The following is a 25157-nucleotide window of genomic DNA, read 5'->3' as shown; positions in this document are numbered from 1 at the left end:
TGACGCACAGTGAGCGCCATGGAGAACCAAGCGGAGGAGCGGCCCTCACGTACCGGTCCACGTATCAGTCGGCGGGTCCTGATCGCCTCGGTCGCCGGGTGTGTCGTGCTCGGCGGGGTGCTGGCGCTGCTGCCCTGGGAGGGGACGTCGACGCGGGCGCCCGCACCGGCGCCGGGGGCACAGGCCCATGCGGCGGTCACCGCCGGGGTGCCGGCCGCGCTGCCCGATCTGGCGGTGCTGATCGGCGAGCGCGAGAGCCGTCTGCGGACGCATCCCAAGGACTCGCGGTCGTGGGCGGTGCTCGGGGCGGCCTATGTGGAGCAGGGGCGGCGGACCGCGGACGCGGCGTACTACCCGAGGGCCGAGAAGGCGCTGCGGACCTCGCTGAAGGTGCGGGCGAAGGGAAACGACGGAAAAGTGGCGGCGCTGGAGGGGCTCGCGGCCCTCGCGAACGCGCGGCGGGACTTCCGGGCGGCGCGGACGTGGGCTCAGGCCGCGCGGAAGCTGGAACCGAAGCGGTGGACGACGTATCCGCTGCTGATCGACGCCTACACCGGCCTCGGCGACCACAAGGCGGCCGGCGGCGCCCTCGACAAGCTCATGAAGCTGCGCTCCGGGCCGGCCGTGATGGCTCGGGCGGCGGCCGTCTACCGCGACCGGGGCTGGCGTGAGGACGCGGCCGCCCAGCTCGCCGACGCGGCGGCGGGGGCCGAGGCGCCGGCGGAGCGGGCGGCGTATCTGGAGCGGGCCGGGCAGCTGGCCTGGGAGCGCGGGGACCGGGAGGTCGCGCTGCGGCACTTCCAGGAGGCCGTACGGATCGACCCCGACCAGCGGGCCGCCCAGGCCGGGCAGGGGCGGGCACTGGCGGCGCTGGGGCGGACGACGGAGGCGCTGAACGCCTACCGGGCGGCACTCGCCAAGCAGCCGTATCCTCAATACGCCCTGGAGCTGGGCGAGTTGTACGAGTCGCTGGGGCTGGATCAGGCGGCGCGCGTGCAGTACGACCTGTTGCGGGAGCGGGTGCGCGGTGCCGCCGCGGGCGGGGCGGACGAGGAGCTGGTGCTCGGGCAGTTCGAGGCGGACCACGGTGATCCGCGGGCGGCGGTACGTCGGTTGCGGGCCGAGTGGGACCGTCAGCCGGGCATCGCGGTGGCCGACGCGCTGGGCTGGGCGCTGCACCGGGCCGGCCGGCCCGAGGAGGCGCTGCGGTTCGCCACGACGGCGACGGACGAGACGAAGGGCGGCGGGGTGCGCAGCGCGCTGTACTCGTATCACCGGGGCATGATCGAGCGGCAGTTGGAGCGGTACGGGTCGGCCCGCAGGCATCTCGAGGAGGCGCTGCGGATCAACCCGTACTTCTCCCCGGTGGGGGCGCGGGTGGCCCGGGCGGTGCTGACGGAACTCGGGGAGCCGTCACCGCGGGACGCGCCCGAGCGCTGACCTGGCGGGCCGGGCTGCTACAGGTTGCCGCGCTTGGCCTGTTCGCGTTCGATCGCCTCGAACAGCGCCTTGAAGTTGCCCTTGCCGAAACCCATCGAGCCGTGCCGTTCGATGAGCTCGAAGAACACGGTCGGCCGGTCCTGGACCGGCTTGGTGAAGATCTGCAACAGGTAGCCGTCCTCGTCGCGGTCGGCGAGGATCTTCAGCTCGCGCAGGGTCTCGACGGGGACGCGGGTGTCGCCGACCCACTCGCCGAGGGTGTCGTAGTACGAGTCGGGGGTGTCCAGGAACTGGACGCCGGCCGCCCGCATCGTCCGTACCGTCTCGACGATGTCGTTGGTGTTGAGCGCGATGTGCTGGACGCCGGCGCCGCCGTAGAACTCCAGGTACTCGTCGATCTGGGACTTCTTCTTGGCGAGGGCCGGCTCGTTGATCGGGAACTTGACCTTGAGGGTGCCGTCGGCGACGACCTTCGACATCAGCGCGCTGTACTCGGTGGCGATGTCGTCGCCCACGAACTCCTTCATGTTCGTGAAGCCCATGACCTTGTTGTAGAAGCCGACCCACTCGTTCATGCGGCCGAGCTCGACGTTGCCGACACAGTGGTCGATGGCCTGGAAGGTGCGGTGGGCGGGCGGTTCGACGAGGGGGCGCGCGGCGACGAAGCCGGGGAGATAGGGGCCGTCGTAGCCCGTCCGTTCGACGAGGGTGTGACGGGTCTCGCCGTACGTGGCGATGGCGGCGAGGACGACGGTGCCGTGCTCGTCCTTCCGTTCGTACGGCTCGGCGATCGAGCGGGCGCCGTGTTCGACCGCGTAGGCGTACGCGGCGCGCGCGTCCGGGACCTCGATGGCGAGGTCGATGACGCCGTCGCCGTGCTCGGCCACGTGCTGGGCGAGGAAGTGGCCCCAGAGGGTGGCGGGCTTGATGACGGAGGTGAGGACGAAGCGGGCGGAGCCGTTCTCCAGGACGTAGCTCGCGGTCTCGCGGCTGCCGTTCTCCGGTCCGGAGTAGGCGACCAGCCGCATGCCGAAGGCGGTGGAGTAGTAGTGCGCCGCCTGCTTGGCGTTGCCCACGGCGAAGACGACCGCGTCCATTCCCTTGACCGGGAAGGGATCGGCCTGCCGGGCGGTGTCGGGAGTGTGGTGTGTGGTCTGCGTCATAACGGCAGCCTCGCGCCACCTCGCAAGGTGCGCAATAGTTTCCTTGTTCGCTGGGCAATATGACCAGCCCGGTGCCCGCCTAGGCGGGCTCTGTGTACAGGATGACCAGTGCTGGGAGGGCCTCTGTGGGGATCGACGGGCTGGACGGGCGGATCATCGTGCTGCTGGCGCGGGAGCCGCGGATCGGGATGCTGGAGATGTCCCGGCGGCTGGGGGTCGCCCGGGGGACCGTGCAGGCGCGCCTGGACCGGCTTACGTCGAATGGAGTCATCCGCGGATTCGGGCCGGACGTGGACCCGGCGGCGCTCGGCTACCCGGTCACCGCGTTCGCGACGCTGCAGATCCGGCAGGGTCAAGGGGCGGACGTACGGGCGCACTTGGCGACCGTGCCGGAGGTACTGGAGCTGCACACCACGACGGGCACCGGGGACATGCTGTGCCGCCTCGTGGCCCGCTCGAACGCCGATCTCCAGCGGGTCATCGACCTGGTTGTCGGTTTTGATGGGATCGTCCGGGCCTCCACGGCGATCGTCATGGAGACCGCCGTTCCGCTGCGGATCATTCCGCTGGTGGAGCAGGCGGCAGGGCCTGCCCGGCGCATCAGGCCGGAGGAAAGTGACAGGGCCTGACCAGCTTGGGCAGGCCCTGGACCGGGAGAGGAACTGACGTCGGCGCCTGGGGGTGAGCGGATTGGACTTCTGGGAGTACCTCGGCAACCGCCACGAACAGCTGCTGACGGACGCCTACCAGCACGCGAGCGCCGTCTTCCAGTGCATGGTCGTGGCGACGCTGCTCGGGGTGCTGATCGGCGTCGTCACGTATCGGAGCGAGTGGGCGGGCAACCTCGCGACCACGGCCACCTCGACCGTCCTGACCATTCCGTCGCTCGCCATGATCGGTCTGCTCATCCCGATCGTGGGCCTGGGCGTGCCGCCCACGGTGATCGCGCTGACGCTGTACGGGCTACTGCCGATCGTGCGCAACTCGATCGTCGGACTGCGCGGGGTCGATCCCTCGCTGGTGGAAGCGGCCCGGGGCATCGGCATGTCCCGGCTCGCGCGTCTGGCACGGGTCGAGCTGCCGCTGGCCTGGCCGCCGATCCTGACCGGCATCCGGGTCTCGACGCAGATGCTGATGGGCATCGCGGCGATCGCGGCCTTCGCCGCCGGGCCCGGCCTCGGCAACGAGATCTTCCGCGGCCTCGGCTCCCTCGGCAGCAAGAACGCGCTCAACCAGGTGCTCGCGGGCACGCTCGGGATCATCGTCCTGGCCCTGCTGTTCGACGCCGCGTACGTCCTGATCGGACGGCTGACCATTCCCAGGGGGATCCGTGCCTGAGTCGAGCGTCGCGGGGTCAAGCGTTGCGGGCGCCACCATTGAGCTGGAGCACCTGACCAAGCAGTATCCCGGCAATCCGTTGCCGTCCGTCGACAACGTCAACATGGAGATCAGGGCGGGCGAGATCGTCATCTTCGTCGGCCCGTCCGGATGCGGTAAGTCGACAACGCTCAAGATGATCAACAGGTTGATCGAGCCGACCGGCGGACGCATCCGTATCAACGGCGAGGACGTCACCGGCATCGACCCGGTCAAGCTGCGCCGCAAGGTCGGGTACGCGATCCAGGCCTCCGGCCTCTTCCCGCACATGACGGTCGCCCAGAACATCGCCCTCGTACCGAAGATGATCGGCTGGCCGAAGGCGCGGATCAGGGAACGGGTCGAGGAGATGCTCGACCTGGTCGGGCTGGACCCCGGCGAGTTCCACGGCCGCTACCCGCGCCAGCTCTCCGGCGGCCAGCAGCAGCGGGTGGGGGTGGCGCGGGCGCTCGCCGCCGATCCGCCGGTGCTGTTGATGGACGAGCCGTTCGGCGCGGTCGACCCGATCACACGTGACCATCTGCAGGACGAGTTGATCAGGTTGCAGCACGAGTTGCACAAGACGATCGTCTTCGTCACGCACGACTTCGACGAGGCGATCAAGCTGGGCGATCGGATCGCGGTGCTTCGGGAGCGGTCGCACATCGCCCAGTTCGACACCCCGGAGGCGATCCTGACCAACCCGGCGGACGACTTCGTGTCCGGTTTCGTGGGCGCGGGTGCCGCTTTGAAGCGGCTGAACCTGACCCGCGTACGGGACGTGGAGATCACCGACTATCCGACGGTGACCATCGACGACCCGCTCCAGGAGATCTTCAGCAAGCTCCGCTCCAGCGGCACGAACGAGATCCTGCTGCTCGACAAGCGCGGCCGGCCCTACAAGTGGCTCAGGCGCGGCGACCTGATGCGCGCCAAGGGCTCGCTGGCCCGGGCCGGGACGCTGGTGAACGACACGGTGACCAGGGACGCGACCCTGCGGGACGCCCTTGAGGCGGTGCTCACCGACAGCTCGGGGCGGGTGGCGGTCACCGGGCGGCGCGGCGAGTACACGGGTGTCGTGGACGTGGAGACGCTGATGAACTCCGTGCACGAGCTGATGGAGGCGGACCGGCTGGAGGCGATCGAGGCCCAGCACGAGCTGGAGCAGACGCGGGCTCCGCAGACGCACGCCGAGCAGGAGGGCCACGGAGGGGAGCCGAAGGCGTGACCACTCCGGAGCTGGACGAGCCGCGGGAGGAGTCCGGGGACGAGCCGCGGGAGGAGTCGGCGCCGCCGGGGCCGCCAGGTCTTCCGCACAGGCGCGTCAACTGGCAGAAGCTGACCTTCCTGCCCACCGTGCTGGTGGCGGTGCTGCTGGCGACCTGGCTGTGGTTCCGGCAGGCCGACCTCGACCCGATCTCCGAGAACGCGCTGTCGAACGGGCAGGTGTCGAAGGCGCTGTGGCGGCACATCGAGCTGACGGTGATCTCCACGTTCTTCGTGCTGATCATCGCGATCCCGCTGGGGATCCTGCTGACACGGCGGGCGTTCCGGAAGGCGGCCCCCGTGGCGATGGCGGTCGCCAACACGGGTCAGGCGACGCCGGCGATCGGTCTGCTGGCGCTGTTGGTGATCTGGCTCGGCACGGGCATGAAGGCGGCCCTGATCGGCATCATCATCTACGCCGTGCTCCCGGTCCTGGCGAACACGATCGCGGGCCTGAAGGCGAACGACCCGACGCTGCTGGAGGCGGCGCGGGGCATCGGCATGTCGCCGATGGGCGTGCTGGGCCGGGTGGAACTGCCCTTGGCGGTCCCGCTGATCCTGGCGGGCGTACGTACCGCTCTCGTTCTGAACGTCGGTACGGCGACCCTGGCGACCTTCGGCGGGGGCGGCGGGCTGGGCGTCCTGATCACGACCGGCATCACCAACCAGCGGATGCCGGTGCTGATGCTGGGCTCGATCCTCACGGTCGTCCTCGCGCTGCTGGTGGACTGGCTGGCGTCGCTGGCCGAGCTGCTGTTGCGGCCGCGGGGGCTGGAGGTGGGGACGTGAGGCGGCGTGCGTGTCTGCTGCTCGCCGGGGTGCTGGTGACGGCGAGTGCGTGCGGCCTGACCAGCGGCTCACCGATGGTCGACGACGTGGGACCGGGCTCGATCGGCCGGGGCGAGCCGCTCAAGGGCGCCGACCTGACGGTGACGTCGAAGGAGTTCACCGAGCAGCTCATCCTCGGCGCGATCATGGGCGTCGCCTTCGAGGCGGCGGGCGCGGACGTACTCGACCGCACCGGCATCCAGGGCTCCATCGGGGCACGGGAGGCGGTCAGGTCCGGTGACGCCGACGGCATGTACGAGTACACGGGCACCGCCTGGATCAACTACCTGGGCAACAGCGAGCCGATCACCGACCCGCGGCAGCAGTGGCAGGCGGTACGCGACGCCGACCTGAAGAACGGCCTGACCTGGCTGCAGCCGGCCCGGCTCAACAACACCTACGCGCTGGCCATGAACCAGTCCCGGTACAAGAGGTACGGCACGAAGACGCTGTCGGACGTGGCCGCCCTGTCCAAGTCCGACCCCGGGGCGGTGACACTCTGCGTGGAGAGCCAGTTCGCCAACCGGGCGGACGGGCTGCCCGGCATGCAGAAGGCGTACGGGATGGACGTCCCGGCGTCCCGGATCACGCAGATGGACACGGGGATCATCTACACGCAGGCGGCGAAGGGCAGTTGCACGTACGGGGAGGTCTTCACCACCGACGGCCGGATCAGGTCCATGAACCTGGTGGTGATGGAGGACGACAAGAAGTTCTTCCCGAACTACAACGCGGCGCCGGAGATCAACAGCAAGACCCTGAAGGAGTGGCCGGCGATCGCGGACGTCCTCGACCCGATCACCAGGAAGCTGGACAACACGGTGGCGCGGACGCTGAACGCCAAGGTGGACGTGGACGGGGAGGACCCGCATCAGGTGGCGTTGGACTGGTTGAAGGAGGAGGGGTTCGTGAAGGAAGGCTGATCAGGAGCGTGCCTTCAGCAGCTGGGAACCGAGCCCTTCCCGCTCTCCAGGGCCGTCAGGGCATTGACCGCGCCCTTCAGTGTGGTCACCGGGATCAGTCGTAGGCCCTTCGGCAGCTCGGCCTTCGCGTCGGAGCATTCCGCCTTGGGCACCAGGAAGACGGTCGCCCCGTCCCTCTTGGCCGCCTGCGTCTTCAGGGCCACTCCCCCGACCGCGCCGACCGTGCCTTCCGCGGTGATCGTGCCCGTACCGGCGATGGTGCGGCCGCCCGTGAGGTCGCCGCCACGGCCGTCGCCGTCCAGCTTGTTGATGATGCCGAGCGTGAACAGCAGCCCCGCGCTGGGACCACCGACGTCCGCGAGCCTCAGCGTGACCTTGACGTCCCTGTCACCGAGGTCCAGGTAGTTCAGCGCGGCCCGGGTCGCCGCGTCCTGGGACTCCCTCATCTCCTCGGTGTTGTGCCGCTCGATCTCCTTGACGGTGTCCCCGCTCGGGTACACCGCGTCACGGGGCATGACCGCCCGGTCGGTGCGGAACCAGCTGTCGATCACATCGCCGAGCGAGACGTCCGCGTCCGGGCTCGTCGCCACGATGGTCGTCATCCGCAACTGCCCGCTCGTGTCACGCGTCGGTGCACCGGAGATCGTGATCACCGGCGCGCCCTTGTTCTCACCGAGCACGTTCGCCGTCATACCGGGCTGCGTCAACGAGAACGGCAGCGGCGCGAACGCCGCGGTGGCGATCAGAGCCGCGACGGGCAGGCCACAGACGGCGACGGCTTGGAGACGCGTGAGACGAGAGAGCACGGAATCAATCTAACGTGGGGGTGACATTCGGCCAGGTGCAGGTTGCCTTCGCGGGTGGGCAGGGCTGCGTCGTCCCGCGGCAAGCGCCCGGCCGGCCCGCCGTACGAACCTCAGCGCAACGCCTCCGCCACCTCCCGAGCCGCGTCCACCACCCGCGGCCCCACCCGTTCCGGCACCGCGTCGGCCAACATCACGACCCCCACACTGCCCTCGACCCCGGTCACCCCCAGCAACGGCGCCGCCGCCCCACTCGCCCCCGCCTCCAACTCCCCATGCGTCAGCGTGTACCCCGGCTCCACAAGGGCCTGCTGCCGCGCCGCCAGGATCGCCCGCCCCGCGGCCCCCTGGTCCAGCGGATGCCGGAACCCGGCCCGATAGGCCACGTGGTAGTCCGTCCACGTCGGCTCGACCACGGCCACGGCCAGCGCCTCCGCGCCGTCCACCAACGTCAGATGAGCCGTCGCCCCGATGTCCTCGGCCAGCGACCGCAGGGCCGGCATGGCGGCCTCCCGTACCAGCGGATGCACCTGGCGGCCCAGCCGCAGTACCCCGAGCCCGACCCGGGCACGTCCGCCCAGGTCACGGCGTACGAGAGCGTGCTGTTCGAGCGTGGCGAGCAACCGGTATACGACGGTCCGGTTGACGCCCAGTTTGTTGGAAAGCTCGGTGACGGTCAGCCCGTGGTCCGTGTCGGCCAGCAGCTTGAGGACACGCAGTCCTCGGTCGAGCGTCTGAGAGGTCTCCGCGGTCACGACGCCCACTCCTCCAAGTGGTGAGGTCGGCGGCCCCCTCGCGGCGGATGCGCCACCGAGTCCCGTCGGCGACGCGCTTCAGAGGCCGCCGATCGGCTGGCGGCCCGGCTTGCCCGGACCGGGTCGCTTCACGGCTGCGCTCCGCGGCTGCGCTGCCACGGGGCGTGTGCGTAGCGGGACATTAGCGAAGACGGTTCGCTGAGCGGAAGGCTCCGTCCAGAATCCGGGCACTGGCTGGTACGGACTGTTTCCATTCGTCCGCATACGTACGGCGCACAGCACCCGGCGCGCACGACTCCCCCACACCGCGCACACCCCTGGTCACGCCCTGTTTCACGCCCGTGCCCCGCCGGTTTCGCGCCTGCGTCCCACCGGTTTCACACCCGGAACCGAGCATTGGATCGAACCACGCCGCCCGGCGTCACCGCATCCGGGTGGCCCACTCCTGCACCTTGGCGATCCGCTGCCGCAGCTGCCCGGCCGTGGCCTCGGCGCTCGGCGGGCCGCCGCACACGCGCCGCAGCTCGGTGTGGATGACCCCGTGCGGCTTGCCGCTCTGATGGACGTACGCACCGACCATCGTGTTGAGCTGCTTCCTGAGCTCCATCATCTCCTTGTGCGAGACGACCGGCCGCCGCTCGGCGGGCAGCTCCAGCAGGTCGGCCTCCTCGGCCGGCTTCTTCCGGCTGTGCGCGATCTGCCGGGCCTGCCGCTTCTGCAGCAGCAACTGCACCTGATCGGGTTCGAGAAGCCCCGGAATCCCGAGGTAGTCCTGCTCCTCTTCGCTCCCCGGGTGGGCCTGCATGCCGAACTCGGCGCCGTCGTACAGCACCCGGTCGAAGACCGCCTCGGACTCCAGCGCCTCGAAGGCGAACTGCTCCTGCTCGCCGGTGTCCTCGTCCTGCTCCTTGTTCGCCTCCTCCATCTCCTTCTCGGACTCGGCGTACGGGTCCTCCTCGCCCTCCTTCTTCGGCTTGTCGAGGGCGTGGTCGCGCTCGACCTCCATCTCGTTGGCGAAGGTGAGCAGGTCGGGGACGGTCGGGAGGAAGACGGAGGCGGTCTCGCCGCGCCGCCGGGACCGTACGAAACGCCCGACGGCCTGCGCGAAGAACAGCGGGGTGGAGATGGTGGTGGCGTAGACCCCCACCGCGAGCCGGGGAACGTCGACACCCTCGGACACCATCCGCACGGCGACCATCCACCGGTCGTTGTTGCCGCTGAACTCGTCGATCCGCGCGGAAGCGCCGGCGTCGTCGGACAGCACGAGGGTCGCCTTGCTGCCGGTGATCTCACGGATGAGCTTGGCGTAGGCCCGAGCGGAATCCTGATCGGAGGCGATGACGAGCGCCCCGGCGTCCGGGATGGCCTTCCTGACCTCGGTCAGCCGCTGGTCGGCGGCGCGCAGCACGCTGGGCATCCACTCACCGCGCGGATCGAGCGCGGTACGCCACGCCTGCGAGACGGCGTCCTTGGTCATGGGTTCGCCGAGCCGGGCGGCGATCTCGTCACCGGCCTTGGTCCGCCACCGCATGTTGCCGCTGTAACTCAGGAAAATGACCGGCCGCACGACCCCGTCGGACAGAGCGGACCCATACCCGTACGTGTAGTCGGCGGCAGACCGCCGAATCCCGTCATTCCCCTCCTCGTACGTCACGAAGGGGATGGGATTGGTGTCGGACCGGAAGGGCGTACCGGTGAGCGCGAGCCGCCGAGTGGCCGGCTCGAAGGCCTCGAGACAGGCCTCACCCCACGACTTGCTGTCACCGGCGTGATGGATCTCGTCCAGAATCACCAGGGTCTTGCGCTGCTCGACCCGATTCCGATGCAGCATGGGCCGCACGCCGACACCGGCGTACGTAACGGCGACCCCGTGGTACTCCTTGCCGAGCGGCCCCGCGCTGTACTCGGGATCCAGCTTGATCCCTATCCGCGCCGCCGCCTCGGCCCACTGCTTCTTCAGATGCTCGGTCGGCGCGACCACGGTCACCTGCTGCACGACGTGGTGGTGCAGCAGCCAGGACGCCAGCGTCAGCGCGAAGGTCGTCTTCCCGGCGCCGGGCGTGGCGACGGCGAGGAAGTCACGCGGCTGCTCCTGGACGTACTTCTCCATCGCCCCTTGCTGCCAGGCACGCAGCTTGCTGGCCGTGCCCCAGGGGGCGCGGCCGGGAAAGGCGGGAGAGAGGTGATGGGAGGAGGCGGCGGTGGTAGTCACGGTCTCCGTAGGTGGGGTCGGGCGGCTCGGCGAACAGTTCGGGAGGCTCGGCGGACGGGTTGGGCGGCTCGGCTACGTATGACAACCGGGCCACCCTACCGGCGCCCCGACGCTGTCAACGCGCGGACAAGGCCGGGTCGCCCGTGGGTGGGATCCACGTCACAACAGCCGCAGCCGCCCCGCAATCACGCTGACGTCACCCTCCACGCCGGAGGCCATATCGATGACCAGCGCGCTTTACCGGTGCTCACCGCTCCCGCACCCGCGTAGTCACCCAAGCCCCCACCAGCGCCACCCCGGCCATCGGCAGGAACACCGCCGCGAAGGCCGCCGGATGAGAACCGGACGCCTCCGTCGCCGCGTGCGTCACCGTGCCGCCGCCCAGCGCGGCGAACGCGGCGCCGCCCACCGCCAGCAGGATGACGTTGGAGAGGCCGTCGGAGATCTGGAGGGCGGCGGAGTTGGTGCCGGCCTCCTCCGGGGCGGAGAGATGGAGCAGCAGCACGCTGGTGGAGGAGATCACCAGGCCCATCCCGAAGCAGCCGAAGGCCCAGGCCACGGCAAGGGCCCAGGCCGGCACGGAGTCGATCAGCACGCTCGGCGCGGCGGCGATGGCGGCGGCCACCAGGGCCATCCCCAGCGTCATCAGACGTTCCCGGTACGGCTCCACCCGCGGCCGCGACTGCACCCACGAACCCAGCGCCCACGTCACGCCACCCGCCGCGAGCGAGAACCCTGCCAGCGTCGGGGACAGCCCCCGCTGGGTGACCAGCATCAACGGCACGAACGACTCGGCCGCGATGAAGGACCCCGCGGCCACTCCGCGCAGCAGCACCACGGACGGCAGCCCACGCGCCGCCCGGTACGTGCCGCGCGGCAGCAGCCCGAGCACGGCCGGTACGAGCAGCGCGGCCCCCGCGACGCCGGGGACCAGCGACAGCCACCGCAGGTCCTGGGCGGCGTACTGAAGCAGCCCCACGCCGAGCGAGATACCGAGGGCGAGCCGAATACGACGCCGATCGAAGGAGGCACCTTCCGCGGCGGCGTCCACCGACCCCGACGCCCGCCGCCGTATCTGCGGCAGCGCGAGGGCCAGCGGAAAGACGACAAGCACCGGAATCCCGACGAACACCCACCGCCAGCCGAGATGCTCGGTCACCGCGCCCGAGGCGAGCGGACCGACGATCGACGGCACGACCCAACTCGCCGCGAACGCCGCCATGATGGCCGGCCGCAACCGCTCGGGATAGACCCGCCCCACGACGACGTACAACGCGACGATCACCAGCCCACCGCCGAGCCCCTGCACGGCCCGCCCGAGGATGAACAGCCACATCACGCTCGCGGTCCCGGACAGCAGCAGCCCGGCGGCGAAGGCACCGATACCGGTGGTCAACGGCCCGAGCGGCCCCTTCCGGTCGGACCACTGCCCGGAGAGCACCATCCCGAACAAGCTCGTCGTGAAGTACCCCGAGAACGCGAACGCGTACAGCGACACCCCGTCCAACTCCCGCGCCGCGACCGGCATCGCCGTCCCCACCGCCGTCGCCTCGAACGCGATCAACAGCACGACGGAGACGATCCCGACACTCAGCGCCCGGTACGCCCGGCTCAACACGGTCTCGTCGCGCTCGGCGGCAGTGGACGGGGCAGGGGCGTCGGCGACACCGGTGTCACCAGGTTCCAGGGCGGTCATGGTCGCCAGCGTAAGGCCCACAACCCGGCTTGACCCCTGTCGGGAGGAGGCCTCGGGCTCGGACCTTGGTCGTACGACCACAGCCGGTGTTCGGTACCGTGCCCGCGCTGTTGCAGGCGCTTGAGCGGGCCATGGAAGCCGATGTGCTCCTGGCCGGCGCGCTGGACGACCAGGCTCCTATGGAGACGAGTCCAGCGGCTGCCTGTGATGTTGGATAGCCACAGGTGGCACGCTTCCTGTACGAAGCGGGAACGCTGAAGCAGTCCAAGCGCACCGGCTGGTGGATGGCCGGCGTACGCGACCCCGAAAGCGTGGCCGAGCATGCCTGGCGCACTCACTGATCGCGTCGATCATCGCCAAACTGGAGGGCGCCGACCCGGCCCGCGCCGCGTTCCTGGCCGTCTGGCACGACTCCCAGGAGACCCGAACCGGCGACGTCAACCACCTCGCCAAGAAGTACGCCGGCGAGGCCGACCCCCAGGCCGTCACCGCAGACCAGGTCACGGGCATGCCCGAGGCCCTCGCCTCCACAGTGCGGGACCTGATCGCAGAGTACGAGGCCCGCGAGTCCCCCGAAGCGATCTGCGCCCGCGACGCGGACAAGCTGGAGTGCATGCTGCAAGGCATCGAGTACAAGTCCCAGGGCTACGAACTCGCCCAGCGCTGGATCGACAACAGCCGCGCCCGCCTCACCACGAAGACGGCCATCGAACTCGCCGACCAGCTGCTGAGCATGAGGCCGCTGGAGTGGCTGCGCGCTGTCATGGGCGAGCGGCACAACTGAGCCGGGATACGACGAGACCCTGTCACTGGCCAAGGTTTCGTGGGAGGCAGACGGCCTCAAGACCAGACCTTTTATGAACGGGGTGTGGCAGTCCCATTGCAGCACCTGGGATTCTCTTGAGGCCTACCCCGCCCCGCCATACGGTCGTCTCACCAGGTTCGGAACGGAGCACGCAGCACCACACTCCACCGACACGGCCGTGTGCCCGAGTGGTTGAGGGGCTCGCCTGCAAAGCGAGTGACGCGGGTTCGATTCCCGCCACGGCCTCTACAGCCTGACCAGACAAAACAACAGGGCGGCATCCCCTGAGGGGTGCCGCCCTTTTGTTCGTCCGTCTCAGTTCCCGTCTCACTTCTCACCCCAGGGATCATGCTTTGGGGCGGGGAGAGCCACGGTGCCCGACAGTGAAACAGACCTCACGAGCGCACGGCGTTGTCAGTGGCGGTTGGCAGACTCGGCAGGATCCAACGTCTCCGTGACGGAGGACCCGTGCACAACCACCCACTCCACCGACCTCTCTTCGCCGAGTGCCTCTGCTGTAAGGCTGAGCAAGAGTTCGTCTTCACGTCCAAGACAGACCATGTCATCTGCAAAGGCTGCACACGCCATCAGGGCGATACGGCTGCGAAGGCACGCCTCCGCGACACAGACCACGTCGGTCTGTGGCGCTCTGAACTCGCCCTCGAACAGGAAAGGCGGAGCAACGAGGCAGAGCGGCTTCGCGGCGCTCTTGAAGAGCGCAACGCGGAGATTACGCGGCTACAGACCCTGGTTAACGATCTACGGGCCACCTTGACTGAAGGAGTCGAGAAGGCTCCGCTGCCCTCGGTGGAGCAGTGGTGGACCAACACACAGGTCGCCGAGGCCGCACGGCAGCGAGACCACGCCTATCGATCCAGGGATCACGCCTACCGGGCATTGTGGGCGATCAATCGGTTGCACCATCAAGATGAGGCCCGAGACGGGTACTGCGCGTGCCGTCGCCGAACGGATGGCTGTAAGGAGCTTGCCGCGCTAACACCGGAATTGGGCACACTCGCCCGGTGGGAGAAGAATCAGGTCGACCGGCTACGGCGCGGCCAGTTGCACGAACTCCCTGACGAACATCTCGAAGTGCTAAAGCGTGGGGCTTATCGCCGACGTCCCTGGTGAACTCCGTTACCGCAGACAGACGGATAGGGCAATCTCGAAGAGGCTTCCCTATCCGTCGCTGCCATCTAGCCGACCCGCACGGGCACTCCGGCGAGTCCATCGCCGTCGTCCGGCCGGTCCGTCTCAGGCTTCCAGATCAGGCCGTCCACTTGCCGCGCGATGTCCGTCCACACGGCGTCCACCATGTGCTGATAGCGGGCAGCCATGGCCGTGGTCGACCATCCCATGAGGCCCATGACGGCCCGCTCGGGAACACCGAGGATGAGAAGGACCGTGGCGGCCGTGTGGCGCGCGTCATGCAGACGCCCGTCCCGAACTTTCGCCTCTGCCAGAAGAGCCTTCCACTCAGTCCAGTCCCGGCGGTGGGACGGGCTACGGCCGTGCTCATCCGGGAAGACCAAGCCGTTGTCCTCCCAGCTCTTCCCGGCCTCCGTTCGCTCCACTTCCTGCGCCTTGAGATGCGCACGGAGTAGGTCAACGAGCTGTTCGGGGAGACCGACCGCGCGACGGCCGGCGCGGGACTTGGTGGTGGACAACTCCGGGTTGGTACGTCGCCTCTCCGGGCAATACCCGGCCGCCTTGCGTCCGCAGGGCTCCGCGCACCCGTGAGCGTACTGCGGCCGGTGGCGACTACGGCGGACAACGAGGAACCCGCCCTCAAGGTCCACGTCCTCCCACTTCAGCCCCAGCACCTCGCCTTGACGCAGTCCGAGGGCGAGGGCGAGGGCGACGGCCCACCGTGCGGAGTTGCGATGCTGGTCAGCGGCCTTCAGCAATCGCTGTACTTCTTGGACGCTGTAGGGCTCCACCTCGTACTCCCCCGTCTTCGGGGCCTTGGCCAACTGGACGGGGTTCTTGCCGAGGTGGCCGCGCCGTACGGCCTCATTGAGGGCGGTGCGATGCGCTCTTCCAGCGGGCGGCGGTCGGTCCGCTCGCCCGCCCGTACGACACGCCAGCGTCCACCCGGCACCGGTTCGGCGACACCGTCCTTGTGGAGGGCTGCGAACGCCCGGAGAGCGACGCCGCGCGAGATCTTGTATTCGCTCATGAGATCAACAGCAGACGGAAGCTCCGACTCGCGCCTTCACGGCATCGGCGATCTTCAGGAAGGTTCCCCGAGGACTGGCCTGCTGCGACACTCGTTCTCCCTCTCTGCTCACCCATCGTCGCCTCAAGAGTCGCACGTCCGATGCCGGTTACGGCTATGTAGTACGCACACCGCGATAGACGCAATGCAACTCTCACATCACGCCTGCACCTTCGAAATCTCGACGTTAACTACTTCTGCCACCTGCTTAATACGCCGAACCGTGTCACCGTCGATTTCTGCCGTCAATGAAAGACCGTGAACGATTTCACCTCGCACAGCTTGAAGTTCGCGAATCTCACGACTTGTCTTGCTGCACCCCACCAAGCGAGGAATCCGACGATGACGGTAGTTGGTACGGCGGCTATGGCCCCGATGCCTTGCAGATCCATCAGAGTGTGGAGTCCCTCCCCCCATGTGGGCGCCCGCAATCGGCATCAGTGTCCGCTCCTCCGCCCGCGCGGGCCGGTCCGGACCGACTGCGGCTGGAATAGCGCAGCATCCTCTGAACGGGCCCGACGCCGAGCCAGGCCCGCGCCACAATCACCATGTTGCCCGGAAGCCGGGGCGGTAGACGGAGAGTTTGCCGTGGACCACACACGCGGCACGACCGCCACCCTCGGATGGGGGGAGGCAGAGGCATTACAGGCCCAGCCCAGTGCTTCGCACGCCGGGCTCTGCGCCGTATTCGTCGGGCACTGGATGGCACCACGCTGTGTAGTGATCGGCTGGAAGGCAAGCGGTCCGCCGTGTAGGTCTGCATCCGGCCATACCAGGGAGGACGCATGCATCACCTCACTCGATCGGCAGCCCGGCTCCTCGCGAGCAGCGCCCTACTCGTCGGTGTACTGACCGGCGTCTCGCCCACGGCGCAGGCCAAGGACTGCTCCACTCCGACGGCCTCCGTGACCCCGTCCGGCGACAGGTTGGTCGTTGAGGGCTGCGGTGCGGCCCCCGACTCGACTGTGGCCGTGACCCTGACGGGAGGCACGCAGACTCAGACCATGCCCGTCGCCGCCAACACCCGCTTCCGTAGCGAGGTCTCGGCACGGCCTCCGTTCGGGAACTGCAACCGGGCCTGCGCGGCCCTGCTCGTCGGCGCGAGCGCCGGCACCAACGAACCGTTCACCCTCAGCCTTGACTACGACTTGGGGTAGCGCCGATATCGCTCCAGGGTTGAAAGGCCGCTCTTTGCTGTCGCTGCGAGAGATACCCCCGTCGCCAAAATCGCATAGCTCAATGCTCGCGCTGGTCTGACTTCCGTGGATCTCGCTTGCGGAGGCTGCCACTGTTTCACCTTCATCCCCGGCGATGTCAGAGGGCGAGGAACTCGTGAACAGCCCCGCGAACGTGATCGCGTTCCGTCTCAGTTTCCGTCTCGTTCATCCCCGTTCTCGGCCGTCCGGGGCCGTTCAGCGCGTCCCTATGAGCAGGGCGTCCGTACGGGAACGAACGCCGGTGAATGAGCCTGGATCTTGCTCGGACCCACCCGGACAAACCTGCAAAGCGAGTGACGCGGGTTCGATTCCCGCCACGGCCTCTACAGCCTGACCAGACAAGACAACAGGGCTGCTCCCCCGAAGGGTGTGCAGCCCTGTTGTTCGTCCGTCTTGGAATTGATGGGCCTGGCCGACTGGGTGGGCCACGGGGTTGAACACGTCGGCGAGGCGAAGAGGGCAGTCACGCCGAAGGCATGTCCCAGGTGTCCGGGTCCTCATGCCATCGCATGATCCATTCGGCGAACGTCGCACCGTGCTCGGCCGTCTCCGGACCAGGAAACGGCATGGCTCCCACATCGGAGAGGAGCCATATCCGCCCGCGCTGAGGACCGCTGACAATCAGCAGCCAATACACAGGGCCGTCATTGGCGCCAAGCACCACTGACCCGTACCGGTACACCGCCTCAATGAGCGGCTGGGTCGCGTCGGCTCCCCTCGGATCGGTCTCCCAGAACCACGCCTCGGTGAGCGGGAACTCGGTAGCGGCATCGCGCTCTCCATATGGCCAGTACTCAGGAATCTCATCCAGCGCGAGCAGGCCGCCGTCGTCAGGGGGACCGAGAGAAGAGCCATCCGCCACCACCGCGATGAACGTGCGGTAGGGCTCCGGCAACACCACCCCGTGCTCCGCCTCCCAGGAACACACCTCCTCCCAGCCCAGCGCAGGCTCGCGCCACTCAGCCGGAAACGCCTCGGCCAGCATCTCGGCCACTGCGCTCGCCTCAAACTCTGTATTTGTCACAGGCCAGAGATATCAGGCGTCGGCCGGATCTCTGCGGGAAGAAGGACGGGCGGTCGACCCGTGATCCAAATCGCTTGAGCACCGGAGCGAGGCCGGCCACGCCCGGGTTACGTGCTGAGGGCAACCGAGGTCGGCGAGGGCTGCAGATCTGTCTCGGTACGGTCGCTGCGATCCCGCTGTGTTCCGGGACGGCCGGGATGGTGGTCGGGCCCTCGGCGCTGCCGGGTCAGAGCGGGCAGGTCAGCGCCACGCTCGATAGCGAGTACCGGTTCGTCAATGCGTTCTGGCTGGCGGCCGCTCCGGTTGTCTGGTCGACGCTGCCCCAGGTGGAGCGGCACAGTCGCGTGCTGCAGCTTGTCCTGGGCACCGCGTTCGTGGGCGGCATCGGACGGTTGGTCTCGCTGCGCAAGGCGGGACGGCCGCATCCGACGATGCTCGCCGCGCTGGGCATTGAACTGGTGGCGGTTCCGGGGCTGTTGGCCTGGCAGGCAGCTGTGGCGAAAGCGGCGCGCAAGCAGCACCCATGGGGTGGCGACTGATCCTACGGCGTATGTGCTCTCAGTTGGCTTGTCACTCTTCGATGCGGTTTCATGCCTACCACGCCGGGCTCGGCCCGGTGGGCGGTGATGGTCAGAGCACCCCGCCCGCCTCGTCCCGAAACCGCTCCGTCCAGTAGTGCCGGTCGGTTCCGGCCCTGGTCCCCGTCGGGTCGATCCTCGACAGGACCTGGATCAGCGTCTTGGCCACCTGGGTGCAGAGGTTGTGGGTCAGTTCGTGGGCCAGCGAGACGTCGATGGTTCTCTCTCGGTGCAGCAGCCAGAGCGTGAAGGCCAGCGTGGAGACGTCCGTGTTCAGGGAGTGCAGCTTGGCCTCGGGCTCGTTCCAGTTCAGGATCTCGCCCGTGGTGCCGTCGATCACCAGGCTGTTGTCCTCGATCAGGTAGCCGAGGCGAATGAGGCGGTCGGCGTGGGCCGGGACGTGGTGCGCCCGGGCGTCGGTGTAGCTCTCGGCGAGGGTCAGCAGGGGGACGTCCGTGTCCAGGGAGAAGAGGATGCCGTCCTCGGGCAGGCCCGTCTCGCTCAGGAAGCGGCGGGTCGGCTCGTGCGTGAGGGTCGTGGGGAAGTCGAAGTCCTCGAAGCGCATCACCTTGCCCCGGCCGAACTCCTGGTCCAGGAGGCGGGGCGGGAGGTCCAGGGTGAGTCCGGACTCCGTGCCCGGGGCCGCCACCAGGGCCAGCGGGCGGATCAGGGCCGCGATCTTCCAGAACGTCGGGACCTCGGCGCCGCCCATGCCCTCCTCGAACACGGCCAGGAGCTGCCGTGTCGCCTCCTCCACCGCCGTCGGGCCGAAACGGCCGGCGTAGGACGCGAACTGGCCCCGCAAGTCCGTCAGTTCGTGTGTCGCCGTCGCGAAGCGCACCAGTGTGTGCAGCGACGGCGCCAGCGGGGTGCGGGTCATGAGGTGCGGGCGGTCGTGGAGGAAGTACGTCGTCGAGAGCTCGCCCGTTCCGCCGTCGAGGAGGAGCGACTCCCTCTCCAGCCCGTCCAGGTCCGACAGACCGCCGATCACCAGCTGGTCGCGCAGTGCCGCGGTCAGGCGGTCCGGATCGCCCGTCGAGTCCGCCACCGTCCGCAGGCCCTCGCGGCGCAGTTCCGCGAAGGTGAACAGGTCGCTGTCGCCGGGGAGTCCGGGGCCCGTGAGCCAGCGGCGCGTCGGCACGTGCGTGACGTACGGATCGAGGATGTCCTCGGTCAAAGTGATCGCCGTGGTGTCGGCGTAGGTCGTGCTCATGGGCTCCCCCGCATGTGCTTCTCTCACAGTCCCCGCGCAGGGCACGTCCGGCCGACAAACGACCTGATCCGGCAGCCGTCCCCCACTGCCCAGAACACTACGCGCCGGCACTGACAACGCCCCCGGACCAGGAGACGCTCAGAACACCCGAGCCCGTTCCCGTCCCGCCACGATCGCTTCCACCGTCTCCGCCACCGTCAGCGTGGAGTTGTCCAGCCACAGCCCCATGCGCGGGGTCGTGGCCCGCAGGTCCGCGTCCAGTTCCTCGACCGTCCAGGCTCCGTAGCCGGTCTTCGTCCGGGCCGCCTCGCGGGCGGCCACGGTCTTCGGGCTCGGCGTCAATACGACGACGTACAGCGGGCGCGTGCGGATCAGGTCGACGTACGCCGCCAGGTCGTCGCCCAGTACCACGTCCTGGAGGACCGCGGTGAACCCGGCCTCCGCGTACGCATCCGCCGTCGCCGCCGACAGCCGGTACCGCAGCCGGAGTTGGGCCTCCGCCTCGCCGCCCGGCGGGGCACCTGGAAGGTATTCCTCCCGACCCGACACGATCATCCGCCGGAAGATGTCCCCCCGGACGTGCGCCGCCCGAGGCAGCCGCTCCGCCAGCGCCTGCGCCACCGTCGACTTCCCGGCCGCCATCACGCCGGTGACGAGGACGACCCCGTCCATCAGACCCGGTCCGTCGAAAACGAACACGCGCTCACTGCGCCGTGACCACCGCCGCCTGCGGCCGGATCGGCAGCCGGTTCACCGGGCGGCCGGTCGCGGCCCGGACCGCGGAGGCGATCGCCGCCGGAGACGTCACCACCGGCACCGCGCTCACCGCCTTCGCCCCGAAGGGAGCGACCACGTCCCGTTCCTCGACCAGCTTCACGATCCGGATGTCCGGCGCGTCCAGGGCCGTCGGCAGCGCGTAACCGGTCAGGTCCGGGTGGCGGATCAACCCGCGCGCGGAGCGCAGGTTCTCCGTCAGCGCAATGCCCACGCCCTGGGTGACGCCCGCCTCGATGCGTGCCGTCAGCTGGGCCGGGTTCAGTACGCGGCCGACGTCCTGGGCGAGCGCCAGCTCCACCACGCGCACCGAGCCCAGCTCGATGTCGACGTCCACCACCGCGCGGATGGCGCAGAAGGCGAGGCCCACGAAGGCGTCGCCCTGACCGACGTCGTTCAGCGGCTCCGTCGGGTGCGGGCGGCACTGGGCGGTCGCCCACAGCTCCTTGCCGTCCATGGCCTCGGTGACGGTGGTCGACAGCACTCCGTCGTACGACGTGATCTTGCCGTCGGTGATCTGCAGCAGTTCCGTGGACATGCCGAACTTGTGCGCCAGGGGCTGCAAGAGCTGCGTGCGGACCATCTTGGCCGCCCGTTCCACCGCGCCGCCCGACACCCAGGTGTGGCGGCCGCGGCAGCCCGCGCCGGCCGGCGGCTGGTCGGTGTCGACCGGGGCCACGTGCACCTCGTCGATGCCGAGCGTCTCCTGGACGATCTGCCGGGCCAGCGTGGTGAAACCCTGGCCGGACTCCACCGCCGCGCACAGCACCGTCGCCACGCCGTCCTGGACCCGAACCGTCGCCGTGGAGACCTCGTCCGCGCCCTCCGCGCCCAGCATGTGGACCATGCCCAGGCCGTAGCCGACGCCTCGGCGCACCGCGCCCGGTTCGCCCGCGCCCTCGGGGCCGCCGGGCAGCAGCCACTCGTCCTCGGGCGTGTCCTTGGGCAGCGCGGGGAGGGGGAAGTCCCGTACGGCTTGCAGCAGTTCCGCGACCGGGGCGGGGCATGTCACCGTCTGGCCCGTCGGGAGCACGTCTCCCGTGGCCATGACATTGCGCAGGCGCAGTTCCGCCGGGTCGATGCCGAGCTTCTTGGCCAGCTTGTCCATCTGCGCCTCATAGGCGGCGCACACCTGCATGGCGCCCTCGCCGCGTACGTGGCCGGAGGGCGGGTTGTTGGTGCGGACGGCCCAGCCCTCGATGAAGGCGTTCGGGACGACGTACGGACCGCAGGCGAACGCGACCGCGGCGGCCAGCGCGTCCGAGGAGGTGTCGGCGTAGGCGCCCGCGTCCAGCAGGATCTGCGCCTCCACCTTCACCAGTCTGCCCTCGGCGTCCGCGTGGTGGCGGTACCTCAACAAGGTCGGATGCCTGTGGGTGTGCCCCAGGAAGGACTCTTCGCGCGTCGCGGTGAGCTTGACCGGGCAGCCGGTCTTCAACGCCAGTAGTCCGAGCGGGAGTTGGAAGCTCTGGTCCTCGCGGTCGGCCGTGGCGCCGGGGACGCCGGTGACGACGACCTTCACGCGCTCGGGTTCCAGCCCGTAGCTGGCGGCGGCCGAGTCGCGGTCGGTGTGCGGGTCCGTGGAGGCCACGTACAGCTCGACGCCGCCGTCGGGACGCGGCACGGCGAGGCCGGCCTCGGCGCCGATGGGGGCCGGGTCCTGGCGGCCGATGCGGTACAGGCCCTCGACGACGACCTCGCCGGCCGCGTCCGCGTCGCCGTGGCGCAGCGGGATGTGCCGGATCAGGTTGCCGTCGGGGTGCAGCGGCTCTGCTTCGAAGGCCTGCTCCGGGTCGGTCACCGGGTCGAGCACTTCGTACTCGACGATGACGGCGGCGGCGGCCATGCGCGCGGTGTCGGGGTGGTCGGCGGCGACGGCCGCGATGGGCTCGCCGTGGTGGCGGACGACCTCGGAGGCGAACACCGGGCGGTCGGCCTTGCCGCGGCCGTGCACCGGGCTGCCGGGAACGTCCTCATGGGTGATGACGGCCCGTACCCCGGGCATCTCGCGCGCGTGGGTGGTGTCGATGGAGACGATGCGCGCGTGCGCGTGCGGGGAACGCAGTACGGCCGCCCACAGCAGGCCCTCGGCCCACAGGTCGGCGGCGTACGGGAAGGTGCCCTCGGTCTTCGCGCGGGCGTCGGCGGACGGCAGGGACGCGCCGAGGCCGTGCGGGATCGGCTCGGGGGCGGGGGCTGCCTCCGCGGTGCTGGTCGCGGTGGCGGCTTCGTTGCTCACGCCGGGCCTCCGTCCTGTCCGTACGGCTGGTCATGCGGGCCCGGCGGGCCCGAGGCCTCGAACGCCGACGGGTTCACCCCGCCGGCTCCCGGGCCCGCCTGGTGAGGGATACGTGGCTCGTCGCCGTCCTGTTCGGAGTCGCCGGCGGCGCTGTGCGACTCGCGCTCCGCGACGACCTCCTTGACCGCGTCGACGACACCCCGGTAGCCGGAGCAGCGGCACAGGTTGCCGCACAGCGCCTGGCGGGTCTCCATCTCGGTCGGCGCCGGGTTGCCCTCGAGCAGGTCGTGCACGGTCATCGCCATGCCCGGCACACAGAACCCGCACTGCACCGCGCCGCACCGCGCGAGGGCACGCTGCACGTCCGAGGGCTGCCCGTCGACGGCCAGGCCCTCGACCGTACGGACCTCGCTGCCGGCCGCGGTCACGGCCGGCACCAGGCAGGAGGCGACGAGCCGCCCGTCGACCTGGACGTTGCAGGCCCCGCACTCGCCCTGCGAGCAGCCGTCCTTGGCGCCCGCGAGACCGAGCCGCTCGCGCAGCACGTAGAGCAGCGACTCGCCGATCCAGGCGTCGGTGACGGGGCGGTCCACGCCGTTGACGCGCAGGACGTAGGAGGCGAGGGGGTGTTCCTCGCCCGTGGGCGAGGGTGCCGACTCGTCGGCCGGAGCGTCGGAGACAGCGGGCTCCTCGGCGGGCTCCGGTGCGGGCGCCCCGTCCACGGAGAGGTCGGCGGGAGGCTCGGCGGCCTCTTCGGCGGCTTCTGCGGCCTCTGGGGCGCCTGGGACGTCCTCGGGCGCATCGAAGGCCTCGGGGGCCTCATCGGTCGCGTGAGCGGGCTGCGCAGCGGCTACGGCGGGTTCGGCGGGCGTCTCCGCGTGGGGCTCGGCGGGTGTCTCCGCGTACGAATCGTCGGGCGCTTCGGCGTACGACTCCGCAGGCGCTTCCTCGTACCGCTCGACAGCCTGCTCGGCGGGCGCATGGGGCTGCTCAGGGACGTGCGAGTGAGGCCGGCCGGGTTCCTGTCCGGCCGGGCCCGGCTCGCCCGGCGTGTACGACTGCGGCGCGTGCCGCTCCGGCGTGTGCGGCTCGGGCTGCTCGGGGGCCGTCGGCTCCGGTGCCGGCTGCCCCCACGGCTGCCCCGCGGCCTCCGTGGCCCAGGGGGCGGACGCGCCGCCGGGGAGGGTGGCCGGCGGGGTGCCGCCGCCCCACTGCTCGACCAGGGACGACGTGGTGAACTCGCCCGATTCGTCCGGAAGGTCGCCGCCGGCCACGGGGATCGACCACTGCCCGGTCACGTCGTGACCCGGCGCCGTGGCCGCCGCCTCCGCCGCCGCGCTCTCCTCGAAGTTCCACTGCCCGGTGGCGTCCGGGCGGTACGTGAACCGGTCGTCCCGGGTGTCCCCGGCTTCCTGGGGCAGCGCGTTCGGGTCGGGCCAGTGGACGCCTTCGGCAGGCGCCTGGGGTGTCGCCCAGGAGCCTGTGGCCGCCGGGTCGGTGCCCGCACCGGTGTCCAAGTTCGCCGTTATCCGCGGCGGCACATAGCCGTGTCCGGGCGCGGCGAGCGGACTGTCGGAGGAGGCCAGGAGGGCGTCGATGCCCCCTTCGGGGAGTTTCACGAAGGCGGTGGCGCCGTCGTCGTAGTCGCCCTGGGGCAGCGGGTCCCAGCGGGCCCCGCCCTGGGGCATGCCCTCTCCGTGCTGGTCGTCGGTCACGACAGTGCCCTCCCCAGTGCTCGTCGGGCCAGCGCGGCGACGGTGCGCCGCAGGTGCAGTACGGCGGGCGGAAGCTGCTGTACGGAGCCGTCCTCGGCCGGGACCGGATCGGGGATGCAGGCCGCGGCGACGTACTCCCCGAAGGCGCTCAGCGCCTCCGGGACGATGGCGCGGCTGTTGTCCCAGTCGATCAGCCGGGAGACCCACTGCTCGGCCTCCAGGGGCCTGAGCGCCATAGGCGCTATGGCGCCCACGGCACACCTGACTCCGCGCCGGGCGGGGTCGAGGACCAGCGCGACGGACGCGACCGCGCGGCCGGGGCCGGTGCGGCCGGTCGCCTTGAGGAAGACCTGCGGCGCGTGCAGCAGCGGCACGCGCACGTAGCCGATGAGTTCGCCGGCGCGCAGCATCTCCATGCCGGCCAGCAGGTGCGACACCGGGATCTCCCGGCGGGCTCCGCCCGGGCCCGCGATGATCAGTGTCGCCTCCAGGGCTGCCAGCACCGGAAGCGCGTCCCCTGTGGGGGCCGCCGAGGCGATGTTGCCGCCCAGGGTGCCCGCGTTGCGGATCTGCGGCGGGCCGGCGGCTCGGGCGGCGGCGGCGAGCGCCGGGATCAGTGCGGCGAAGTCGGGGCGGCCCATCCGCGCGTGGGTGAGGCCCGCGCCGAGCAGGGCGTGGCCGTCCAGGTACTGCCAGCCGCGGATCTCGCTGATCCGGCCCAGGCCGACCAGGGCGGCGGGCCTGAGCTGCCCCGAGTTGACGGCGGCCATCAGGTCGGTGCCGCCCGCGACGGGCACGGCGGCGGGCATGGCGGCCAGGGCCGCCACGGCCTCGTCCAGAGTCGTGGGCAGCGTGACGGTCTGCGCCGCCTGTGGTGCGTGCGTGGTCAAACCGGCTGCCCCTTCCCGCTGCCCCACCTGGTCCCACCTGTG

Annotated in this window: 19 protein-coding genes, 1 tRNA gene and 2 pseudogenes; 10 read left to right on the top strand and 12 right to left on the bottom strand. The window is 70.1% G+C overall.

Translation table 11 applies throughout. The features are described 5' to 3' along the window. The first annotated feature begins 18 nt into the window (after positions 1-18). Positions 19-1440 carry a tetratricopeptide repeat protein gene (locus ABT063_RS20885; RefSeq protein ID WP_351058848.1) on the top strand — a complete coding sequence of 474 codons (1422 nt, stop codon included), beginning with the start codon at positions 19-21 and terminating at the stop codon, positions 1438-1440. A 17-nt stretch (positions 1441-1457) separates the two neighbouring features. Here ABT063_RS20885 and hppD read toward each other — a convergent pair whose 3' ends face one another. After that, complete coding sequence (hppD, locus tag ABT063_RS20880; RefSeq protein ID WP_351058847.1) at positions 1458-2603, bottom strand: 4-hydroxyphenylpyruvate dioxygenase; 1146 nt, start codon at positions 2601-2603, stop codon at positions 1458-1460. A gap of 125 nt (positions 2604-2728) precedes the next feature. Here hppD and ABT063_RS20875 point away from each other — a divergent pair, with 125 nt between their 5' ends. The 5 genes from ABT063_RS20875 to ABT063_RS20855 all read left to right on the top strand — a co-directional run bounded on the left by ABT063_RS20875 (position 2729) and on the right by ABT063_RS20855 (position 6976). Beyond that, complete coding sequence (locus ABT063_RS20875; protein WP_351058846.1) at positions 2729-3232, top strand: Lrp/AsnC family transcriptional regulator; 504 nt, start codon at positions 2729-2731, stop codon at positions 3230-3232. Between the two features lie 61 nt (positions 3233-3293). Further along, positions 3294-3941, top strand: a complete 648-nt coding sequence (locus tag ABT063_RS20870) for an ABC transporter permease (RefSeq protein WP_351058907.1) — start codon at positions 3294-3296, stop codon at positions 3939-3941. Further along, positions 3934-5187: an ABC transporter ATP-binding protein gene (locus tag ABT063_RS20865; protein WP_351058845.1), complete on the top strand. Its 1254-nt coding sequence runs from the start codon at positions 3934-3936 to the stop codon at positions 5185-5187. Before ABT063_RS20870 ends, ABT063_RS20865 begins: the two co-directional genes overlap by 8 nt. Further along, entirely contained in the window at positions 5184-6014 is an 831-nt protein-coding gene (locus ABT063_RS20860; RefSeq protein WP_351058844.1) for an ABC transporter permease, read from the top strand. The genes ABT063_RS20865 and ABT063_RS20860 overlap by 4 nt, the downstream gene beginning before the upstream one ends. Continuing rightward, a complete protein-coding gene (locus ABT063_RS20855) occupies positions 6011-6976 on the top strand; it encodes a glycine betaine ABC transporter substrate-binding protein (protein WP_351058843.1) in 966 nt (321 codons plus the stop codon). Before ABT063_RS20860 ends, ABT063_RS20855 begins: the two co-directional genes overlap by 4 nt. A gap of 14 nt (positions 6977-6990) precedes the next feature. On the opposite strand, the gene ABT063_RS20850 is transcribed toward ABT063_RS20855, so the two are convergent. The 4 genes from ABT063_RS20850 to ABT063_RS20835 all read right to left on the bottom strand — a co-directional run bounded on the left by ABT063_RS20850 (position 6991) and on the right by ABT063_RS20835 (position 12442). Then, positions 6991-7782 carry a S16 family serine protease gene (locus ABT063_RS20850; RefSeq protein ID WP_351058842.1) on the bottom strand — a complete coding sequence of 264 codons (792 nt, stop codon included), beginning with the start codon at positions 7780-7782 and terminating at the stop codon, positions 6991-6993. Between the two features lie 110 nt (positions 7783-7892). After that, positions 7893-8534, bottom strand: coding sequence for an IclR family transcriptional regulator (locus tag ABT063_RS20845; RefSeq protein WP_351058841.1), 642 nt, complete (start codon positions 8532-8534; stop codon positions 7893-7895). 421 nt (positions 8535-8955) lie between these two features. After that, positions 8956-10746 (bottom strand): DEAD/DEAH box helicase, encoded by a 1791-nt coding sequence (locus tag ABT063_RS20840; RefSeq protein WP_351058840.1) that lies wholly within the window; start codon positions 10744-10746, stop codon positions 8956-8958. A 247-nt stretch (positions 10747-10993) separates the two neighbouring features. Next, complete coding sequence (locus ABT063_RS20835) at positions 10994-12442, bottom strand: MFS transporter (protein ID WP_351058839.1); 1449 nt, start codon at positions 12440-12442, stop codon at positions 10994-10996. Between the two features lie 224 nt (positions 12443-12666). On the opposite strand from ABT063_RS20835, the pseudogene ABT063_RS20830 reads away from it, so the two are divergent. Beyond that, positions 12667-13226 (top strand): annotated as a pseudogene (locus ABT063_RS20830) (HD domain-containing protein). Positions 13227-13421: 195 nt separating this feature from the next. Next, positions 13422-13493, top strand: a tRNA-Cys gene (locus tag ABT063_RS20825). 950 nt (positions 13494-14443) lie between these two features. On the opposite strand, the pseudogene ABT063_RS20820 reads toward ABT063_RS20825, so the two are convergent. Next, positions 14444-15277: pseudogene (locus tag ABT063_RS20820) on the bottom strand (tyrosine-type recombinase/integrase); the annotation flags it as partial. A gap of 973 nt (positions 15278-16250) precedes the next feature. On the opposite strand from ABT063_RS20820, the gene ABT063_RS20815 reads away from it, so the two are divergent. Beyond that, positions 16251-16622, top strand: coding sequence for a hypothetical protein (locus tag ABT063_RS20815; protein ID WP_351058838.1), 372 nt, complete (start codon positions 16251-16253; stop codon positions 16620-16622). Positions 16623-17145: 523 nt separating this feature from the next. Here the strand turns inward: ABT063_RS20815 and ABT063_RS20810 are convergent. Continuing rightward, complete coding sequence (locus tag ABT063_RS20810) at positions 17146-17667, bottom strand: SMI1/KNR4 family protein (RefSeq protein ID WP_502990852.1); 522 nt, start codon at positions 17665-17667, stop codon at positions 17146-17148. Between the two features lie 32 nt (positions 17668-17699). Here ABT063_RS20810 and ABT063_RS20805 point away from each other — a divergent pair, with 32 nt between their 5' ends. Further along, positions 17700-18245 carry a DUF4345 domain-containing protein gene (locus ABT063_RS20805; RefSeq protein ID WP_351058836.1) on the top strand — a complete coding sequence of 182 codons (546 nt, stop codon included), beginning with the start codon at positions 17700-17702 and terminating at the stop codon, positions 18243-18245. 91 nt (positions 18246-18336) lie between these two features. On the opposite strand, the gene ABT063_RS20800 is transcribed toward ABT063_RS20805, so the two are convergent. From ABT063_RS20800 to ABT063_RS20780, 5 genes are all read right to left on the bottom strand, one after another. Further along, entirely contained in the window at positions 18337-19497 is a 1161-nt protein-coding gene (locus tag ABT063_RS20800) for an SUKH-4 family immunity protein (RefSeq protein WP_351058835.1), read from the bottom strand. 138 nt (positions 19498-19635) lie between these two features. Continuing rightward, a complete protein-coding gene (locus tag ABT063_RS20795; protein WP_351058906.1) occupies positions 19636-20169 on the bottom strand; it encodes an AAA family ATPase in 534 nt (177 codons plus the stop codon). A gap of 31 nt (positions 20170-20200) precedes the next feature. Next, positions 20201-22510 carry a xanthine dehydrogenase family protein molybdopterin-binding subunit gene (locus tag ABT063_RS20790; RefSeq protein WP_351058834.1) on the bottom strand — a complete coding sequence of 770 codons (2310 nt, stop codon included), beginning with the start codon at positions 22508-22510 and terminating at the stop codon, positions 20201-20203. Beyond that, positions 22507-24225, bottom strand: a complete 1719-nt coding sequence (locus ABT063_RS20785) for a (2Fe-2S)-binding protein (protein ID WP_351058833.1) — start codon at positions 24223-24225, stop codon at positions 22507-22509. The genes ABT063_RS20790 and ABT063_RS20785 overlap by 4 nt, the downstream gene beginning before the upstream one ends. Next, positions 24222-25115, bottom strand: coding sequence for an FAD binding domain-containing protein (locus ABT063_RS20780; protein ID WP_351058832.1), 894 nt, complete (start codon positions 25113-25115; stop codon positions 24222-24224). Before ABT063_RS20780 ends, ABT063_RS20785 begins: the two co-directional genes overlap by 4 nt. Positions 25116-25157 lie beyond the last annotated feature (42 nt).

Origin of the sequence: Streptomyces sp. NPDC002838 (genome assembly GCF_040295365.1) — a bacterium.
Classification (GTDB): Bacteria; Actinomycetota; Actinomycetes; order Streptomycetales; family Streptomycetaceae; genus Streptomyces.
This window is presented reverse-complemented; position numbering and strand designations above follow the sequence as displayed.

Bases quoted from the DNA above. Each gene is read 5' to 3' on its own strand.
- ABT063_RS20810 (WP_502990852.1), bottom strand. From the start codon at position 17,667: ATGCTGGCCGAGGCGTTTCCGGCTGAGTGGCGCGAGCCTGCGCTGGGC.
- ABT063_RS20835 (WP_351058839.1), bottom strand. From the start codon at position 12,442: ATGACCGCCCTGGAACCTGGTGACACCGGTGTCGCCGACGCCCCTGCC.
- ABT063_RS20885 (WP_351058848.1), top strand. From the start codon at position 19: ATGGAGAACCAAGCGGAGGAGCGGCCCTCACGTACCGGTCCACGTATC.
- ABT063_RS20800 (WP_351058835.1), bottom strand. From the start codon at position 19,497: ATGAGCACGACCTACGCCGACACCACGGCGATCACTTTGACCGAGGAC.
- ABT063_RS20815 (WP_351058838.1), top strand. From the start codon at position 16,251: ATGCATCACCTCACTCGATCGGCAGCCCGGCTCCTCGCGAGCAGCGCC.
- hppD (WP_351058847.1), bottom strand. From the start codon at position 2,603: ATGACGCAGACCACACACCACACTCCCGACACCGCCCGGCAGGCCGAT.
- ABT063_RS20795 (WP_351058906.1), bottom strand. From the start codon at position 20,169: ATGGACGGGGTCGTCCTCGTCACCGGCGTGATGGCGGCCGGGAAGTCG.